The sequence below is a fragment of the Streptomyces parvus genome (assembly GCF_014648875.1).
Taxonomy (GTDB): Bacteria; Actinomycetota; Actinomycetes; order Streptomycetales; family Streptomycetaceae; genus Streptomyces; species Streptomyces parvus.
The window spans coordinates 238,787-256,432 of record NZ_BMRY01000009.1 but is presented as its reverse complement, the minus strand read 5'-3'; the positions used below and the strand labels follow the sequence as shown (position 1 = coordinate 256,432).

The 17,646-nt window shown below is 72.3% G+C and carries 20 protein-coding genes and 1 pseudogene; 15 read left to right on the top strand and 6 right to left on the bottom strand.

Annotated elements, in window-relative coordinates:
- Positions 1-155 precede the first annotated feature (155 nt).
- The gene (locus IE140_RS26410) at positions 156-347 is read right to left on the bottom strand and encodes a thiazolylpeptide-type bacteriocin (RefSeq protein ID WP_032774698.1); all 192 of its coding nucleotides are present in this window, start codon (positions 345-347) and stop codon (positions 156-158) included.
- Positions 348-854: 507 nt separating this feature from the next.
- On the opposite strand from IE140_RS26410, the gene IE140_RS26405 reads away from it, so the two are divergent.
- The 5 genes from IE140_RS26405 to IE140_RS26385 are packed head-to-tail and all read left to right on the top strand — an operon-like array spanning position 855 to position 5,999.
- Complete coding sequence (locus IE140_RS26405) at positions 855-2,471, top strand: ABC transporter substrate-binding protein (RefSeq protein ID WP_150197484.1); 1,617 nt, start codon at positions 855-857, stop codon at positions 2,469-2,471.
- Between the two features lie 23 nt (positions 2,472-2,494).
- Complete coding sequence (locus IE140_RS26400) at positions 2,495-3,460, top strand: ABC transporter permease (RefSeq protein WP_189460756.1); 966 nt, start codon at positions 2,495-2,497, stop codon at positions 3,458-3,460.
- Positions 3,453-4,310, top strand: a complete 858-nt coding sequence (locus IE140_RS26395; protein ID WP_093443528.1) for an ABC transporter permease — start codon at positions 3,453-3,455, stop codon at positions 4,308-4,310. The genes IE140_RS26400 and IE140_RS26395 overlap by 8 nt, the downstream gene beginning before the upstream one ends.
- A complete protein-coding gene (locus tag IE140_RS26390; RefSeq protein ID WP_150197486.1) occupies positions 4,307-5,314 on the top strand; it encodes an ABC transporter ATP-binding protein in 1,008 nt (335 codons plus the stop codon). The genes IE140_RS26395 and IE140_RS26390 overlap by 4 nt, the downstream gene beginning before the upstream one ends.
- Positions 5,307-5,999, top strand: a complete 693-nt coding sequence (locus IE140_RS26385; RefSeq protein ID WP_150197487.1) for an ABC transporter ATP-binding protein — start codon at positions 5,307-5,309, stop codon at positions 5,997-5,999. The genes IE140_RS26390 and IE140_RS26385 overlap by 8 nt, the downstream gene beginning before the upstream one ends.
- Here the strand turns inward: IE140_RS26385 and bla are convergent.
- Entirely contained in the window at positions 5,996-6,934 is a 939-nt protein-coding gene (gene bla, locus IE140_RS26380; RefSeq protein WP_150197488.1) for a class A beta-lactamase, read from the bottom strand. The genes IE140_RS26385 and bla overlap by 4 nt on opposite strands.
- 196 nt (positions 6,935-7,130) lie before the next feature.
- Between bla and IE140_RS26375 the strand changes: the two genes are divergently transcribed.
- The 6 genes and pseudogenes from IE140_RS26375 (at position 7,131) to IE140_RS26350 (ending at position 12,738) form a co-directional block, all read left to right on the top strand.
- Entirely contained in the window at positions 7,131-8,003 is an 873-nt protein-coding gene (locus IE140_RS26375) for a LysR family transcriptional regulator (RefSeq protein WP_373296196.1), read from the top strand.
- Positions 8,000-8,902 (top strand): serine hydrolase, encoded by a 903-nt coding sequence (locus IE140_RS26370; RefSeq protein ID WP_150197490.1) that lies wholly within the window; start codon positions 8,000-8,002, stop codon positions 8,900-8,902. Before IE140_RS26375 ends, IE140_RS26370 begins: the two co-directional genes overlap by 4 nt.
- A gap of 140 nt (positions 8,903-9,042) precedes the next feature.
- Positions 9,043-9,921, top strand: a complete 879-nt coding sequence (locus IE140_RS26365) for a phosphatidylinositol-specific phospholipase C/glycerophosphodiester phosphodiesterase family protein (RefSeq protein WP_189460754.1) — start codon at positions 9,043-9,045, stop codon at positions 9,919-9,921.
- Positions 9,922-10,038: 117 nt separating this feature from the next.
- Positions 10,039-10,233 carry a hypothetical protein gene (locus IE140_RS26360; RefSeq protein ID WP_006129323.1) on the top strand — a complete coding sequence of 65 codons (195 nt, stop codon included), beginning with the start codon at positions 10,039-10,041 and terminating at the stop codon, positions 10,231-10,233.
- 39 nt (positions 10,234-10,272) lie between these two features.
- Positions 10,273-11,013: a hypothetical protein gene (locus IE140_RS26355; RefSeq protein WP_109181167.1), complete on the top strand. Its 741-nt coding sequence runs from the start codon at positions 10,273-10,275 to the stop codon at positions 11,011-11,013.
- Between the two features lie 134 nt (positions 11,014-11,147).
- A pseudogene (locus tag IE140_RS26350) lies at positions 11,148-12,738 on the top strand (hypothetical protein).
- A gap of 16 nt (positions 12,739-12,754) precedes the next feature.
- Here the strand turns inward: IE140_RS26350 and IE140_RS26345 are convergent.
- Positions 12,755-13,126: a DUF779 domain-containing protein gene (locus IE140_RS26345; RefSeq protein ID WP_109181168.1), complete on the bottom strand. Its 372-nt coding sequence runs from the start codon at positions 13,124-13,126 to the stop codon at positions 12,755-12,757.
- Positions 13,127-13,225: 99 nt separating this feature from the next.
- Here IE140_RS26345 and IE140_RS26340 point away from each other — a divergent pair, with 99 nt between their 5' ends.
- Complete coding sequence (locus IE140_RS26340; RefSeq protein ID WP_032765386.1) at positions 13,226-13,600, top strand: hypothetical protein; 375 nt, start codon at positions 13,226-13,228, stop codon at positions 13,598-13,600.
- Positions 13,601-13,676: 76 nt separating this feature from the next.
- Complete coding sequence (locus IE140_RS26335; protein WP_032765385.1) at positions 13,677-13,856, top strand: hypothetical protein; 180 nt, start codon at positions 13,677-13,679, stop codon at positions 13,854-13,856.
- A gap of 102 nt (positions 13,857-13,958) precedes the next feature.
- Here IE140_RS26335 and IE140_RS26330 read toward each other — a convergent pair whose 3' ends face one another.
- Both IE140_RS26330 and IE140_RS26325 read right to left on the bottom strand, forming a co-directional pair.
- Positions 13,959-14,630 carry an endonuclease gene (locus IE140_RS26330; RefSeq protein ID WP_150198039.1) on the bottom strand — a complete coding sequence of 224 codons (672 nt, stop codon included), beginning with the start codon at positions 14,628-14,630 and terminating at the stop codon, positions 13,959-13,961.
- Positions 14,627-14,809, bottom strand: a complete 183-nt coding sequence (locus IE140_RS26325; RefSeq protein WP_150198037.1) for a DUF6480 family protein — start codon at positions 14,807-14,809, stop codon at positions 14,627-14,629. Before IE140_RS26325 ends, IE140_RS26330 begins: the two co-directional genes overlap by 4 nt.
- Positions 14,810-14,938: 129 nt before the next feature.
- Here IE140_RS26325 and IE140_RS26320 point away from each other — a divergent pair, with 129 nt between their 5' ends.
- Together IE140_RS26320 and IE140_RS26315 are read left to right on the top strand one after the other, a co-directional pair.
- Entirely contained in the window at positions 14,939-16,144 is a 1,206-nt protein-coding gene (locus IE140_RS26320; protein WP_109181169.1) for an FUSC family protein, read from the top strand.
- A gap of 131 nt (positions 16,145-16,275) precedes the next feature.
- Positions 16,276-16,467: a DUF6381 family protein gene (locus IE140_RS26315; RefSeq protein ID WP_010072978.1), complete on the top strand. Its 192-nt coding sequence runs from the start codon at positions 16,276-16,278 to the stop codon at positions 16,465-16,467.
- A gap of 101 nt (positions 16,468-16,568) precedes the next feature.
- On the opposite strand, the gene IE140_RS26310 is transcribed toward IE140_RS26315, so the two are convergent.
- A complete protein-coding gene (locus tag IE140_RS26310) occupies positions 16,569-17,576 on the bottom strand; it encodes a PHP domain-containing protein (protein ID WP_093443550.1) in 1,008 nt (335 codons plus the stop codon).
- Positions 17,577-17,646 lie beyond the last annotated feature (70 nt).

The following is a 17,646-nucleotide window of genomic DNA, read 5'->3' as shown; positions in this document are numbered from 1 at the left end:
CGGGCACAGGAACTGCCCGACAGGCAGCAGACAGCAGGCAACAGACAACAAGCAGCAGTCAGCAGGCATTCACGCGAGCAGAAGTGGACGGGCTTCCGCGCCACCGTGCCGTGGAACGGGCGGACGGAGCCGCGGAAGCCCTCACAGGTTCCGCGTCACGCGGCGTCGATCGACGTCGGCGGCTGCACGCTGCATCCGCTGCATCCCTGGCAGGACGTCGAGGAGGAGGACGACAGGGAATAGGTGGACTCGCCTATGCCCGCGGTGTCGCGCATCGCGGTGACAGTGATCTCTCCGAGGTCCAGCGAGTCGAGGTCGAAGGCCGTGGCCATCTCGGGAAGTGACATGTGTGCTCCGGGAGTTGAAGGCCGAATCGGTGGCGGTCGCGCACCGGCTCGGAAGATTAGGACGGGGTGCGGGGCCCGGAGCCGCGCTAATCGGCCAAGGTGCTTCGGGAAGAATGTCTCAAAGGCGGGAGGCCGTGAGTGTCACCGCTTCAGGTGTTCCTTCGGCGTATTTGCTCACGGGAAACTCCCGGGAGGACATATGCCTTCCTGTGGTCTTTTCTTCGTGAAAGCGATATCGGAAAGCTAATCAACCTTTCCGGAGCGTCTGAGTCCGAATGGCCTGGGAGTGCACGAAGGATGCGAGGAGACAATTCTTACGTTTCGTTCCCGAATCATCCCGTCCAGGAGCAGCCGGACGTCCGCCGGCCCGTCGGCCGGACCCGGTGCCCCCGCCGGACCCCTCGGTGGACCGGGTGGGTCCCGGCCGGAGCGATGCGGCAGGAGCATGCGGTTTAATTGCCTGCTGTTCGCAATAGCAGCCGATCTTCAACAGGGATGTGCAGAGATATGACGGCCCGATCGATACGGGTAGCGGTCGCCGCCACACTGGCGACCGCCCTGTCCCTGACCGCGGCGGCCTGCTCGAACCCGGACAGCGCCAAGAGCGGATCCGGTTCGGGCTCCACCTCGGCCGTCGTCGGCATCGCCTACGAGCCCGACAGCCTGAGCCCGCTGCTCGGCTACGGCAAGGACGGCAACTCCAAGATCTTCGACGGGCTGCTCGCCCTGGACGGGGACATGAGGCTCCGCCCCGCCCTCGCCGCCGCGCTCCCCGAGGTCAGTGCCGACGGCCTGACCTACACGTACAAGCTGCGCCAGGGCGTGAAGTTCAGCGACGGCAAGGCGTTCAGCGCCAAGGACGTCGTCTTCACCTACCGCACCATCCTCGACGAGAAGACCAACAACCCCTCCCGCACCGAGTTGGACGCCGTCAAGGACGTCACGGCGAAGGGCGAGGACACGGTCGTCTTCACGCTCAAGTACCCCTACGCGCCGTTCGCCCAGCGCACCGTCCTGCCCATCGCCCCCGAGCACATCGCGGGCAAGCAGGACGTCAACACCGGGGCCTTCACCACCAAGCCGATCGGCACCGGGCCCTACGTCCTCACCAAGTGGTCCAAGGGCGAGAAGCTCAGCTTCACCGCCAACCCCGACTACTGGGGCGGCGCACCCGAGGTGAAGAAGTTCACCATGGCGATCATCAAGGACGACGAGGTGCGCGCCACCCGGCTGCGCTCCGGCGACCTCGACGGCGCGATCCTGCCGCCCAACCTCGCCAAGGGCTTCGCGAATGACAAGGCCAAGAAGACCTACGCCGCGAACAGCTACGACTACCGCACGGTGACGCTCCCCACCAACAACAAGGTCGCGGGCGACACCGACGTACGCCGGGCCCTCGATGTGGCCGTCGACCGGCAGACCATGGTCGACGCGATCCTCAACGGCAGCGGCAAGCCCGCCTACGGCCCGGTCCCCACCGACAGCGAGTGGTTCACGAAGGGCACGGAGCGCAAGCACGACCTCGCCGCCGCGAAGAAGATCCTGGACGAGGCCGGATGGAAGCCCGGCAAGGACGGCGTCCGCGTCAAGGACGGCGTGCGCGCCACCTTCCCCCTCTGGTACCTCAGCGGTGACAAGCTCCGCCAGGAGCACGCCCTCGCCTACGCCTCCGACGCCAAGAAGGCGGGCATCGACATCCGCACCGAGGCCGGTACCTGGGAGGTCATCGAGCCCCGCATGAAGCACGACGCCGTGCTCGCGGGCGGCGGCTCCCCGGCCGACCCCGACTTCGACCAGTACACCCTGCTGAAGTCCTCCCTCGCGGGCGACGGCTTCAACAACATGGCCTGGTACGACAACAAGGCCGTCGACGCCGCGATCGAGGCGGGGCGCAGGAGCGGGGACAAGGCCGAGCGGAAGAAGGCGTACGACACCGTCCAGCGCGAGCTGGTGAAGAACCCGGGCTACACCTTCCTCACCCACATCGACCACCTCTACGTCGTCGACGACCGCTTCGGCGCCCTCACCACCCAGGTCGAGCCGCACGACCACGGGCTGGCCTCCGGCCCCTGGTGGAACGTCGAGAAGTGGTCCACCAAGAGCGCCGGGGACGCGAAGAAGTGAGCCGGCGCCTTCCCTGGGGGCCGATGGCGCGGATGGCGGGACGGCGGACCCTGTTCGCCGTCCCCGTCCTCGGCGTCGTCACCTTCGGCGTCTTCGCCGCCGCCGCCGCCTCCCCCTTCGACCCGGTCAAGGCGTACGCGGGCACCGCCGGGCTCACCGCGTCGCAGGAGAACCTCGACCAGCTGCGGGCCAACCTCGGCGTCGACCAGCCGCTCGTCGCCCGGTGGTGGGACTGGCTCACCTCCGCCCTCCGGGGCGACCTCGGCGACTCCAGCGTGATGCGCCAGCCCGTCGCCGACGTCATCGCGGAACGCATGGGCTGGTCCGTCCTGCTCGCCGCCACCGCCTTCCTCGTCGCGATCCTCCTCGGCACCGGACTCGGCGTCCTCGCCGCCCGCAGGCCCGGCGGCTGGCTCGACCGGTGCGTCAGCTCCGTCGCGTACACCCTGGAAGCCGCCCCCGCCTTCTGGCTCGGGCTCCTCGCCATCTGGTTCTTCGCCCTGAAGCTCGACGTCCTGCCGGCGGGCGGGCTCACCGACGCCGCCAGCGACGTCGTCACCTTCGGCCAGGTCGCCTCCCACCTCGTGCTGCCCGCGGCGGTCCTCGGCATCTCCCAGCTGCCGTGGTTCTTCCTGTACGTACGCCAAGGGGTCGCCGACGCCCTGGCCGAGGACCCGGTCCGCGGCGCCCGCGCCCGGGGACTGAGCGAACGCACCGTCCTCCTCGGCCACGCCCTGCGCTCCGGGATGCTGCCGATGCTCACGCTCATCGGCTCCCGCGTCCCCGAACTCATCACCGGCGCCCTGCTCGTCGAGACGGTCTTCAGCTGGCCCGGCATCGCCGCCGCCACCGTCGAGGCTGCCACCTCGGTGGACTTCTCCCTGCTCGCCGCGCTCACGGTGCTCGCCACCGCCGCCGTCCTGCTCGGCAACCTGCTCTCCGACCTCCTCTACGGACTCGCCGACCCCCGGGTGGCCTTCGATGGCTGAGACCGCACTCGCCCGGCCGGGGCGCACCACCCGGCGCGTCCGGGTCGTCACCTCGGCGGTGATCGTCACCGCCGTGGCGCTCGCCGTCCTCGTCGTCCCGCCGCTGGCCCAGCTCGACCAGCAGGCCGTCGACCTGGCCAACAAACTCGACCCGCCGTCGCTCGCCCACCCGTTCGGCACCGACGACGTCGGCCGCGACCTCCTGCTGCGCTGCGTCTACGGGCTGCGTGTCTCCCTGCTCGTCGGCCTGGTCGCCGCCCTCACCGCCACCGTCATCGGCACCGCGATCGGCGCGCTCGCCGGGGCGTTCGGCGGCTGGACGGACCGGATCGTCATGCGGGTCGTCGACGCCCTGTCCTCCATCCCGCACCTGCTGCTCGGCATCTTCATCGTCGCGATGTTCCGGCCCGGCGTCTGGCCGGTGATCGTCTCGGTCGCCCTGACGCACTGGATCTCCACCGCCCGGATCGTCCGCTCCGAGGTGCTCTCGCTGCGCTCGCGCCCCTTCATCGACGCGGCCGTCTCCGGCGGGGCGTCCCGCACCCGGGTCATCGTCCGCCACCTGCTGCCCGGCGTGCTGCCGCAGGCGGGCCTCGCGGCGGTGCTGATGGTGCCGCACGCCATGTGGCACGAGTCGGCGCTGTCCTTCCTCGGCCTCGGCCTCCCGGCCCACCAGGCGAGCCTCGGCAACCTCGTCCAGTCCGCGCGCGGTTCGCTGCTCGCGGGGGACTGGTGGCCCACCCTCTTCCCCGGCCTCTTCCTGATCATCCCGACCCTCGCGCTCGCGGGACTCGCCGGAGCCTGGCGCGACCGGATCAACCCGCGCCGGAAATCGGAGCTGATGCTGTGATCGCCGACCGAGCGACGACCAAGGCCCCGGATCCCGTCCTGGACGTCCGGGACCTGTCCGTCCGCTTCCGGATGCGCGGCGGCCGGGACATCGCCGCCGTCACCGGCGCCCGCTTCTCCGTCGCACCGGGGGAGTGCCTCGCCCTGGTCGGCGAGAGCGGCTGCGGCAAGTCCGTCCTGGCCTCCGCCCTGCTCGGCCTGCTGCCCGCCAACGCGGCCACCACCGGAAGCGCGGTGCTCGGCGGCGACACGGACCTGCTCACCGCCGGGGAGCGCACTCTCGCCCGCACCGTACGGGGACGGCGCATCGGCCTCGTACCGCAGAGTCCCGCCGCCCACCTCACGCCCGTGCGCACCGTCCGGGCCCAGCTGGAGGAGAGCCTGCGCGAGCTGACCGGGGTGCGGCGGAGCGAGCTGCCGAAGTCCGCCGTGGCGGCCGCCGCCCGCGCCTCGTTCCCCGAGGGCCACCTCGACCGCTACCCGCACGAGCTCTCCGGCGGACTCGCCCAGCGCGCCGCGACCGCCCTCGCCCTGATCGGCGACGCCCCGCTGCTGCTCGCCGACGAACCGACCACCGGACTCGACCGGGACCTCGTCGAGCGGACCGTCGACGAACTGCGCCGCCACACCGACGAGGGCCGGGCCCTGCTGATCATCACCCACGACCTGGCCGCCGCCGAACGCATCGCCGACCGGGTCGCCGTGATGTACGCGGGCCGGATCGTCGAGATCGCGGAGGCCGAGGCCTTCTTCGGCGCCCCCGGCCCCCGCCACCCCTACGCCAAGGGTCTGCTGGACGCCCTGCCCGAGCGGGAGTTCACCCCGATCCCCGGGATGCCGCCGGAGCTGGGCGCGCTGCCCGACGGCTGCGCCTTCGCCGACCGCTGCGCGTACGCGGACGCCCGCTGCACCGGCGAACGCCCGGCCTTCACGGCGGGACTGGCCTGCCACCACGCGCCGACCGCCCGGACACCCTCCCCGACGAAGGAGTCCGCCGATGCTTGAGCTGACCCGGATCACCGCCGGCTACGACCGCCGCGCCCCCGTCGTCCACGATGTGTCCCTGCACGTCGGAGCGGGCGAGGCCGTCGGACTGCTGGGCCCCAGCGGCTGCGGCAAGTCCACCCTGGCCAAGGTCGCCGCCCTCCTGCACCGCCCGGACGCCGGAACCATGACCCTCGACGGCACGGTGATACGCGGCTGGCGGCACCGCGCCCCGCGCGAGCAGCGCACCGCCGTCGGCGTGGTCTTCCAGCAGCCCCGGCTCTCCGCCGACCCCCGCCTCAGCCTGCGCGAACTGATCGCCCAGCCGCTGCGGTCCACCGGCCGCCGCCGGGACGTCCCCGAGCGGGTGGCGGAGCTGGCCCCGCTGGTCGGCCTCTCCGACGAGCTGCTGGAGCGCCGGCCGCACGCCGTGAGCGACGGCCAGCTCCAGCGCGCCTGCCTCGCCCGCGCCCTGGTGCTGCGGCCCCGGCTGCTGATCTGCGACGAGATGACCGCGATGCTCGACGCGTCCACCACGGCAGCCCTGGTAGCCGTCGTCGAGCGCTACCGCGCCGAGTCCGGGGCGGCCCTGCTGGCCGTCGGCCACGACCGGGTCCTGTTGGAGCGCTGGTGCGACCGTACGGTCCGCTGGGACGAGCGCGACACCGAGAAGACACCGGCCGCGATCGCCGGGGTGAACGACTAGGAGGCCAGCGAGTCGACGACCACGGAGGCCGCTTCGGCGATCAGCCGGTCGTCCGGCTCCGCGTCCTTCGTACCGCGGTGCGACAGGACGGCGATCACGATGGGGGCGGAGTCCGGGGGCCACACCACGGCGATGTCGTTGCGGGCCCCGTAGTAGCTGCCGGTCCCGGTCTTGTCCCCGACGACCCAGTTCTCCGGCACCCCCGCCCTGATCACCGCGTCCCCGGTGGTGTTGGTCCGCAGCCATGTCGTCAGCTGTGCCCGCTCGGGTGCGCCCAGGGCCCTGCCCAGGACGAACGCGCGCAGATCCTCGGCCAGCGCCCGGGGAGTGGAGGTGTCCCTCTTCTCGCCGGGAACCCAGCGGCTCAGCTCCGGCTCCTCCCGGTCCATCCGCGTGACGTCGTCGCCCAGCTTCTCCAGCGAGGCGTCCAGGCCCCCCGGGCCGCCGACGTGGTCGAAGAGGAGGTTGGCCGCGGTGTTGTCGCTGTACCGCACGGAGGCGTCGCACAGCTCCTTCAGCGTCATGCCGGTGTCGACGTGCTTCTCGGTCACCGGGGAGTTGGCGACCAGGTCCTCGCGGGCGTAGGTCACCCGCTTGTCCATCCCGTCCAGGGAGTAGGTGCTGAGCACGACCGCGGCCTGGAGCGCCTTGAAGGTGGAGTTGTAGGCGAACCGGTCCCGGTCGTTGTGGGTCACCTCGCGTCCGGTGCCGGTGTCGATCGCGTACACACCCAGCCGCGCGTCGAACTCGCGCTCCAGCTTCTTGAAGTCGCCGGTGTACGGCTTCGCGGCGGCACCGGAGGCCGGCGCGCTCGCGGCGGGCTTGGCGGAGGAGGGCGGCTCGGCGGAGTCGCTCTGCCCGCAGGCCGCCAGCGGTACGAGGCACAGCGCGGCGACCAGTCCGGCGACGGCGGTCCTGACGCGGGGGTGATGCATGGGCGAAACCTCCTGGCGCTCCGGTCCGGAGCGCATCGGGGACGGAGGCGCACGGCTCCGTCCCGGTACGTGATCTTGCCTGCCGCAGCCACCTTCGTCCCCCTCCCGTCATGCGGTCCAATACCCTCATGGGCGTTTCCATGCCGAAACCGCATAGGCTCGGGGTGTGGATCTGGTCGGAGCATGTCGGGCGTTCGTGAGCGTCAGCGAGTACGGCGGCTTCACCGACGGGGCGGCCGTCGCCGGAATGTCCCAGTCGGTGGCGAGCCGCCGGGTCGCGGCGCTGGAGCAGCGCTTCGGCGAGCAGCTGTTCGAGCGCACCTCCCGGCGGGCGGTGCTCACCCCCTTCGGGCGCGACATGCTGGCCGCCGCGAGGCAGCTCGTCCAGGCCGCCGACGTGCTGCTGGAGGAGGCCGAAGCCGTCAAGCACAAGCCCTGGCGGCTTGCCGTCCCCGCCATCTGCTCCGCCTCCGCCCTGGCACACCTGGTCGCCGAGGCGCGGGACCACGGCGTCCGGCTCGACCTCCGGACCGCCGGACCCGCGCGGCGCAGGGAACTCCTCCAGGCCCAGCAGGTGCGGGCCGCCCTGCTCGCCGTACCCGCGGAAGGGGCGCCCTGGTCCGTACCACTGGGGCTGGCCGGGGCGCGGGACGGCGGGGTACGGCGGATCTACGTGGAGACACTTCGGCTCGGGCGGGGTGCGCCGGGGCCGGCCCGCCGCGTCTGGATCCAGCCGGAGGACGACGTACCGCACATCCGCGACCCCCTGACACGGCTGCGGGACGCGGTGGGCCTGCGGCCCGCACAGGTCCTCGCCGCACCGGACCTGACGGCCGCCGCGGCCGAGGTCCTCTGCTCCGACGACCTGCTGCTGTGCTCCCGGGCCCAGGCGGCGGAACTCGCGCTCGCCTGGCACCCCATCGGTGAGATGACACCGCGCCGGGGCTACGCCCTCACGGTCGTGGCGGACGGCAACCCCCTGCCCATGGAAGCGCGGCTGGGCGAGGCCATCACCCGCTGCCTGGGCGCGGACGAGCCGGCCGGCGCCGGGGAAGGGAAGGCGGCATGAACACCGAGGCCCTGGTGCGGGACGTGCGTACCCGGCTGTCCGAGGGCGGCCTGCGCGCGTGCCTGCTGGTGCGGGACCTGGGCACGGGGGAGGAGCTGGGCATCGATCCGGACACGGACCTGCCGTCGGCCTCCCTGGTGAAGGTCCCGCTCGCGCTCGCCACGCTCGAACGCATCCGGCGCGGTGAGCTGGACGGCGCGACCCTGCTGGATGTGGCGCCCGGCCGCGTCACCACGCCCGGCCCGACCGGACTCAGCCGCTTCCGGCACCCCGCCCGGATCGCGATCGACGACCTGCTCTACCTCAGCACCTGTCTGAGCGACGGCACCGCCGCCGACGCGCTGTTCGACCTCACTCCGCCCGCCCGGGTCGCCGGCCTCCTCCGGGAAGCCGGCCTGCGCGGGATCACGGTCCGGCACCGCACGGAGGAGCTGTTCGACACCCCCGTGGAGCGCTTCGACGCCGACCAGGTGCACCTCGCCCACGCGCTGGCCATCGACGCGGGCACCAGCGGCCGGGGCCACCGGGTTCCCCAGCTCGACACGACCCGTGCCAACACCGGCAGCGCCCGCTCCTTCGTCGACCTCCTCCAGGCTCTGTGGACCCCGTCGAAGATCCATCCGGAGGTGGTCGAACGGCTCCGCGACCTCCTGGCCCACAACGTGCTGCGCCATCGGCTGACCCCGGACTTCAGCTCCGACGCGAGCCGGTGGTCCTCCAAGACGGGCACCCTGCTGAACCTGCGACACGAGATCGGCGTAGTGGAGCACGCCGACGGACAGGCCTTCGCCATCGCCGTACTGACCGAGTCGTCGGTCCCGGCAGGCGCGCAGCCGGGCGTCGACGCGCTGATGGCCGAAGCCGCGCGGCGGCTGCGCGACCATCTGCGACAGCTCTAGCCAGAAGATGTCCGGCCGACCACCCGCCCCCGAGATGGCCATGGCGTGAAACATCGCCGAACACCTGTCAGGTACCTGACGGAAGGGCTGGTCGCGCCCCCATACTCGTCGCGACCCCGTCCGCCGCTCAGGGAGTCCCCATGGCCCACGTCACCCGCCGTCGCGTGCTCACCGTCGCCCTCGCCACCGCCGCCGCGGGCGTCGCCGTCCCCACCGCGACGGCGGCCGCCGCACCCGCCCGCCCCCGCGGCCCGCGCCCGATACGCCACGCCCACGCGCACAACGACTACCTCCACCCGCGCCCGCTGCACGACGCGCTCGCCCACGGGTTCACCAGCGTCGAGGCGGACATCTTCCTCGTCGACGGCGAACTCCTCGTCGCCCACGAGCCCGCCACCCTCGACCCCAACCGCACCCTCGCCTCGCTCTACCTCGACCCGCTCGCCGCCCTCGTCCGCGCCGGACACGGCAGCGTCCACCCGCACCACCGGGCCCCGCTCCAACTCCTCATCGACATCAAGGCCGACGGCGTCGCCGCCTACCGGGAACTGGACCGGCAACTGCGCCGCCACCACCGCCTGTTCACCCGCTACCAGCACGGCCGCGTGGTCCCCAGGGCCGTCACCGCCGTCATCTCCGGCGACCGCGCAGCCCGGGCCCCCATGGAGGCCCAGCGCACCCGCCTCGCCTTCTACGACGGCCGCCTCGACGACCTCGGCACCCCGGCCCCCGCCTCCTTCGCCCCGCTCGTCAGCGCCAACTGGACCCAGAGCTTCGGCTGGCTCGGAGCCGGCCCCTTCCCCCGGGCCGAGCGCGACCGGCTCCGCTCCCTCGTCACCACCGCCCACCGCGAAGGCCGCCGCATCCGCTTCTGGGCCACCCCGGACGTGGCGGGCCCCGAACGCGAGGCCGTCTGGTCCGAACTGCTCGCCGCCGGGGTCGACCACCTCAACACCGACGACCTGGCAGGGCTCGAACGGTTCCTGCGCGCCCGGCGGAACACCATGCCGACCCCGTAACGCGCCACCTCCCGGAAGTACCCGTTCGGCGGACACGCCAGTGCGCCGAACGGCCCCTCCGTTACGCCACACTGGCGGCCGAAAGCCGCAAATCAGGCGCGGCGGAGGAGGTTGGTCATGGCCATTTCGATCTCACTGGTGCTGCTCCTGGTGATCCTCGCGGTGATCTTTCTGCGCAACGGCGGACTGAAGGTGTCGCACGCTCTGGTCTGCCTCCTGCTGGGCTTCTTCCTCGCGGGTACGAGCATGGCCCCGACGATCCACGACGGCGTCGGGGCCACCGCCGACCTGGTCAGCAGCCTGCACCCCTGACCGTCCGCATCCACCCCGGACATCCCGCACAATGGGCAGATGTCTTTTCCGCCCTCCGGCCGGCACTCGGGCGCCGCCCACCACGAGTACTGCAACACCGCTCTGTGCTGCCGGTGCCAGATGCGGACCTGGACGACCAAGGCGGGCAACGAGCGGCTCTGCGGGCCGTGCGCCGCCTGCTGCCACGAGTGCGGCCGGGCCCCCGCGCCCCATCTGGACGGGCTCGACGGCGGGCTGTGCGCCGAGTGCCGCGGCCTGTGCGGCCGCTGCCAGGCGCCCCGGCGCCCCGACGGCTCCTGTTCCTGCGACCGCTGGCGGGAGAACGCCCGGAGCAACCCCCGCGGCTATGTCCTCCAGGCCCTGCCGCACCAGCTCCTCCAGGCCCTCGGCGGGCGGGTGCCCAGCACCGTCCACGACCTCATCCACCAGGAGATCGCCGTCCGCAGCGCCGCCCAGCTCCGCGAGCGCGTCGAACGGCGCTGGAACCTCCGGTGGGCCCACGCGCTGGGCGAGCTGGACGAGGACGGCCGCCGCCGCTGGAGCGCCCAGGACATCGCCGAACAGCTCCTGCGGCCCGGCTCCTGCACCGATCCGCTGTGCGAGGACGGCTACCACCTCACGACCGACGCCCCGTGCGCCCACTGCCGGCAGCCGCTGCACCGCTTCGTGCCCTCGGTCGCCGACCACATGGCCACCACGGAGCACGCACGCTCCACGGCAGCGGAGATCCGCCGGGCCATCCAGGAGAACCGCTCCCGCCCGAAGCGCCCGCAGCGCTGAGGAACCCACCCCGGCCGGGCATGTTGCGGCAGCGTGTCGGGCCCGCGAAACCCTCCTCGTTTCCATGGACACTTCACGGAGCTCCTCCTAACGTCGGGCGGCGGCGCGACCCCCGTCCGTAACCGAGGAGCCCGATGCCCCCGCCGTACCGCAGTGCGCTCGCCCGCGCCCTGGCCCTGACGCTCGCCGTCGCCACCCCCACCCTGGCCGGGCCCACGGCCCCCGCCCTGGCCGACGACATCCCCAAAGCCCCCGGCCACCGCCTGGTCAAGGGGTACGAAGGCGCTCCCGCCACCGCGTCGCCGGTCCCCGGGCAGGCGCCTCCGCAACACCCCTACCTCGCCCCTCAACGGCCGCAGCGGCATGCACGCGGACGCGGCGGGCAGCGGCACCCACCCGTACGCCGGACCGCTCGGCCGGAGCCCGGAGGTTATCAGCGAGAAGATCGCCCCGGTCGGCGGCGAGTGCGCCACCGCGACCTTCGACGCGGGCGGCCGGCTGATCACGGTCTGCGGAACGTTCACCGGCTTCCTGCTCAAACTGCTCGACCCGCTCACGCTCGACACCCTTGCCGAGTACAAGCTGCCGCAGCGGTCCTCCACGGTCGAGGCGATCACCCGGCTCGACTTCGGCAAGATCTTCAAGGACACCTCGGGCGGCGCCTACTTCTACCTCGACGACCAGGACCGGGTCGTCCTCGCCGACTCACGCCAGCACGTCCTGCGCATCGCCCACCGGCAGGACACCGACGGCCGCTGGGAGTTCGTCGTCGAGGACGACTGGGACCTCACCGGACACGTCCCGCACGACTGCGTGTCGTGGACCAACCTCTTCCCCAGCGGCGACTGCGACCCGGTGACCTCCGTGATGCCCGACTGGCAGGGCCGCATCTGGTGGGTCACCCGGCTCGGCCGGGTCGGCACGGTCGACCCGGCCACCTCGGCGATCCGGTCCGTCCGGCTCGACGGCGAGGAGATCCAGAACTCGTTCTCCGTGGACCGGGACGCGGTCTCCATCGTCTCCGACCACGCCCTCTACAGCTTCACGGCCGAGGCGGACGGAACGCCGCGCATCCAGTGGCGGCAGACGTACGACCGGGGCACCGGCACCAAACCCGGCTCGGTCAACCAGGGCTCCGGCACCACCCCCGACCTGTTCGGCACCGACGAACAGTACGTCGCGATCACCGACAACGCGGACGACCGGATGAACGCCCTGGTCTTCCACCGGGACGTCGACATCCCCGCCGACCGCCGCCTCGTCTGCTCGGTGCCGGTCTTCGGCCACGGCCGGTCCACCACCGACAACTCGCTGATCAGCTGGGGCAACAGCCTCGTCGTCGAGAACAACCACGGCTACGAGAACCCCACCTCCCTGCTGCTGGGCCGCAGCGTAGTCGGCGGCGCCACCCGGATCGACGTACGGCCCGACGGCAGCGGCTGCGACACGGTGTGGGAGAGCGCCGTCCGCTCGCCCTCCACCGTCCCCAAGCTGTCCACCGCCAACGGGCTCCTCTACTTCTACGAGAAGGAGCCCAACGCCCTGGGCGTCGACGCCTGGTACCTGACCGCCGTCGACTTCCGTACCGGCGAAAGCCGCTGGCGCACCCTCACCGGCGCCGGGCCCGCCTACGACAACAACTGGGCGCCCATCACGATCGGCCCCGACGGCACCGCGTACGCGGGCGTCTTCAACGGCATCGTCGCGGTGCGCGACACAGCCTGACGGGCAGCACCCTTCCTCATCCGTTCCCCTCCACCAGACGGGAACGGATGAGGAAGCGCACCCCTTCCGGAGCCTCCAGGGAGAATCCGCTGCCGCGGCCCTCCACCACGTCCACGATCAGCCGGGTGTGTGCCCACACCGCGTACTGGCTCCGCGACATCCAGAAGGGCACCCTTTCGGACATTCCTTCGACGGCGAGTTCCGCCAGCAGCACATCGGAGCCCCCGGTGCGGAACTCACCCGCCGGATAGCACATCGGCGCGCTGCCGTCGCAGCAGCCGCCCGACTGATGGAACATCAACGGACCGTGCTCAGCCCGCAGCCGCCGCAGCAGAACGGCTGCGGCGGGTGTCAGCTCGACGGCGGGTGATCGTGGGTCACACTCCATGGACCTGCCCCTTTCCGGCCGCGGCAACGCTGCGACAACCGGACGCAAGTCAACTCGACCGGACGTTGCGACCGGGTTGCACAGCCTAGGCTGGCGCCCATGGAGCAACGGGAAGTCGTGAAGCGCGTGATCGGCATCCTCACAGAGGCGCGCGAAATGCAGCGTCTGCTGGAGGCGGACCTCGAACGAGAAGATCTGGACGCGGGAGCGGGCGCCGTCACCGCCCTGCTGAACGAGACGATGCCCCACATCGCCATCCCCGACGACTTCTCCGTCGAGGAGGTGGTCGCCGTCGTCGGGCGCGAGGTCGGCGGCGCGGTCGAACAGCTCGTGAGCGCCTTCACCCTCGCGTTCACGATGCTCGCCCAGGTCCATGACTCCGGGCAGACCGACGTGTCGTCGGCCGACGTCCTCCAGGACCTCGCGCTGCGGGTCGAGGGCGGCGGACCGGAGGACGAGGATCCGCTGCTGTAGGCCCCTGCGTTCCGCGGCGCGCGTATGCATAGTGGAGGGAGGAAGCGCGTATCTCCCTCGCGGCATGGAGGCAGCTGTGGGAAAGAGCACCGAGATAGCCCGCGCCAAGGCGCGGAGGCTCAAAGGCATGATCAAGGAATCGGACGGCATCGCCCTCGAGAACGAGCGGCTGAAGGCCGAAGGCAGGAGGGAACAGGCCGAGGCCCGCCGTGAGGAGGCCCTGGCACGCGCGTCGCGGGCTGCTTCCGACCGCTGAGAGTGAGCGGGGCGCCCGCGGCCGTCACCGTACGGCCCGGGCGCCTTCGCCATGGCTTGGGCTTTCGGGAGGCCGCGCGGTGGTCACTCCTCCGCGCGGCGGTCACTTCCCGGCGAGGGCCGCCTCCCGGACCGTCTCGGCGGTCTCCCGGTCGAGAGCCGCCCTGACCAGCGCCGCGGCGAACGCGGCCCGGTCCCGGTCGCGCACCGCCTCGGACAGCTGGCCGGCCGAGGTCGGCAGACCGAGCCGCTCGGCCCCCTGGATCCCCTTGGCGCCGACCCACAACCCGGTCTCCGGCCACACGCCTTGCACCTCGCGTACGAAGATGTCGGCTCCCGCCGGGCCGATGCCCGGGACACGCCGGAGCCCGCGCCGCAACGCCTCCGTGTCGCCGTCCGCCTCCGCGCGCAGCCGCCGCAGGTCGCCTTTCCAGACGTCGAGGACGAGGTGGGCGCCCTCCCCGAGCTGGGTGGAGGTCCGCTCGTCGTAGCGGCGATAGCCGCCCTCGCCCAACGCGTCCACGCGCTGCTGCCAGGTCGCGTCCGCCATCCGGCGCGGCGTGCGCATCCCATGTGCGAACAAGGCCCGCGCGGCGGCCACGGCGACCGAGGCACGGATCCGGGCGCTCAGCAGATGGCTCAGCACCAGCAGCTGGTAGAGCGGCTGCGGGGTGTCGCGCAGCCGGATCCCCGCCTCCGCCGCGTACGTCCGCCCACACTCCTCCAGCAGCGCGTCGGCGGTCCGGCGCGCCGATGCGGACGCCTTGCCGGTCATCCGTAGCCGAAGATCCGGGCGAGGAAGAATCCGGCGACCACGAGCGCTCCCAGCACGATCAGCGCGGTCCACACGCCCGGGTGCTCCCACAGCCCTCCGTCCGCGCGTTCCTCGTGGGCCTCGCTGATGGAACCCTCGGCCGGCGGTGTCTCTCCTGGGGGATTCAGTAGTAGAGCCATGCCTCCAGGGTCCCTCCGACCGCGGCCCCGCGCACGCCGTGCGGGTTTCCGCGCCGGGATGCGGGGCCGTACGGCGGAGCCCGGCCGGGAGGAGCGCTGCGGCGGGGCGAATCGGGGCACCGTCAAGGAATGCCCCGAGTCTCCGCCCCCGTCGTCAAACTCGTGCAGCGCACCACCGAACCCGCCGGGGTGCAGACGCTGCGCTCGACGGCCGCCGCCGTCATCGCCTACTCCGTGGCCGTCTGGCTCCTGCCCGAACCGGCCCCGCTGACCGCGCCGCTCACCGCGCTCCTGGTCGTCCAGGTGACCCTCTACGCGACCCTCACGACCGGTATCCGCAGGGTGAACTCCGTCATCGTCGGCGTACTCATCGCCATCGGCTTCAGCTCCCTGGTGGGGCTGAGCTGGTGGAGCCTCGGCCTCACCATCTTCACCTCGCTGCTGATCGGACGGCTGGTCCGGGTCAACGAGTTCGTGCCCGAGGTGGCGATCAGCGCGATGCTCGTCCTCGGCGTCTCCCAGGTCGCCGACACCGCCTGGGACCGGGTGTGGGAGACCCTGATCGGCGCTGTGGTCGGGCTCCTGTTCAACCTGCTGCTCGCCCCGCCCGTCTGGGTCGGGTCGGCCGGCTCCTCCATCGAGTCGCTGGCCGCCCGGATGGGCACGATGCTGCGCAGCATGGGCGAGGAGGTCGTGGGGAACAACCCCGTCTCCCGGGCCGCCGCCCGGCTGCACGAGGCCCGCAGACTCGACCACGACATCGTGGAGGTCGACGCCTCCCTGCGCCAGGCGGAGGAAAGTCTCACCCTCAACCCCAGGGTGAGACAAGGGCTGCTCCACCGGGTCGTCCTGCGGACCGGGCTCGACACGCTTGAGATCTGCGCCGTCGTCCTGCGCGTCCTGTCCCGCACCCTCACCGACCTGGCGAAGGCCCGTACCGAGGAATCACTCTTCCCCGCCGATGTGTCGGAACTGCTCCAGGAGCTCTTCGGCCGCCTCGCCGAAGCCATCGAGAGCTTCGCCGTCCTGGTCACCACCCAGCTCGCCGCCGACGCGGAGGCGGCCGAGGAACGGCTCACCGCCGCACTCGTCCGCAGCCGCGCCACCCGCGACCGGGTGGCTGACCTGCTGCTGGAGGACGTCCAGGAGCACCCGCGCCAGTGGCAGCTGCACGGGGCTCTGCTGGCCGAGATCGACCGGGTGCTGGCCGAACTCGACATCGAGGAGCGCACCAAACGGCTCGGTGAGGAGCTGGACCGCCGCTCGGGCGAGGCGCACGCGCGCCACCCCCGGCTGCGCGCGCTCCTGCAACGCCTCGGCCGTCAGCCCGCCTGACCGTCCGGGACGCGGCGGCACCGCCGATTCCGGCGATCCGCCCCCGGGCACGTGGCACGCGGGATGCGGAGACGGCGGGTCGCTGGTTCGCTGGGGGCAGATGTCCCGTACCCGGCGCCCAAGGAGTGGTGATGAGCGGTTCGGACGAACCCGCCGACCTGGCTCGGCAGATGCGTGAGAAGGCCCAGCAGCTCCACGAGCAGGCAGAGCGCGCGAGCGATCCGCAGGAGCGCGAGCGGCTGGAGAAGAAGTCCCGGACGATCCGGGACCGGAGCGAGCAGCAGAGCGCCATGGAGGCGGGCGACATCTACCCCCAGAAGTAGCACCGCCGACGCCTGCCCGTCCGCCCGCCCCCGGAGGACGTACACACCTCCGGCGGCGGGCGGGCGCGTGCGGTGCCGAGGGTCCGGCGGGCGCGTGAGGATCAGCCGGCCCACTCCAGGAGCTGTTCCGCGCTCCAGGTCGTCACCACCCGGTTCGCCGGCACCCCGCACTCCTCCGCACGGGCGCACCCCGACCGCTGCCAGTCGAGCTGGCCCGGGGCGTGCGCGTCCGTGTCGATCGCGAACAGCGTCCCCGCCGCGACGGCCGCCCGCAGCAGCCGCAGGGGCGGGTCCCGCCGCTCCGGGCGGCAGTTGATCTCCACCGCCGTCCCGGCCTCGGCGCAGGCCCCGAAGACCCGCTCCGCGTCGAACCGCGACTCGGGGCGGCCACGCCCGTCCAACAGACGCCCCGTGCAGTGGCCGAGCACATCGGCCCGCGGATGGCGCACCGCCGCCTCCAGCCGCCGGGTCATCGGGGCCGGGTCCATCCGCAGCTTGGAGTGGACGGAGACCACGACCACGTCGAGCCGTTCCAGCAGCTCGTCCTCCTGGTCGAGCGAGCCGTCCGGCAGGATGTCGCACTCGATCCCGGTGAGCAGCCGGAACGGGGCCCACTCCTCGTTGAGCCGTTTCACCACCTCCAGCTGCTCCCGCAGCCGCTCCGGCGACAGGCCCCTCGCCACCGTCAGCCGGGGCGAGTGGTCGGTGAGGACGGCCCACGCGTGCCCCAGCTCCGCGGCGGTCCGGCCCATCTCCTCGATCGGGCTGCCCCCGTCCGACCAGTCCGAGTGCACATGGCAGTCGCCCGACAGCCGTGCGAAGAGGTCCTGCCCGCCCTCGACGGGCGGCTCGGCCTCGGCTTCCCTCTCCAGCCGGTCCAGATACCCGGGCGTCTCTCCGGCGATGGCCTCCCGGATCACCTCGGCCGTACGCGGTCCGATGCCGGTCACCCGCTGCAGGGATTTCGCGGCCACCCGCTCGGCCGCCTCCCCTGGAGCCATCGCGTCCACCGCCGCGGCCGCCGTACGGAAGGCCTTCACCCGGTACGTGGCGGCCTGCGAGCGTTCCAGCAGGAAGGCGATCCGCCGCAGGGCCGTGACGGGATCCATCGGCACCTCCACCAGGATCGTCTGCGGCCGACACCGGTCCGCCGGGCACGCCGCCCGTCCCACCAGCATG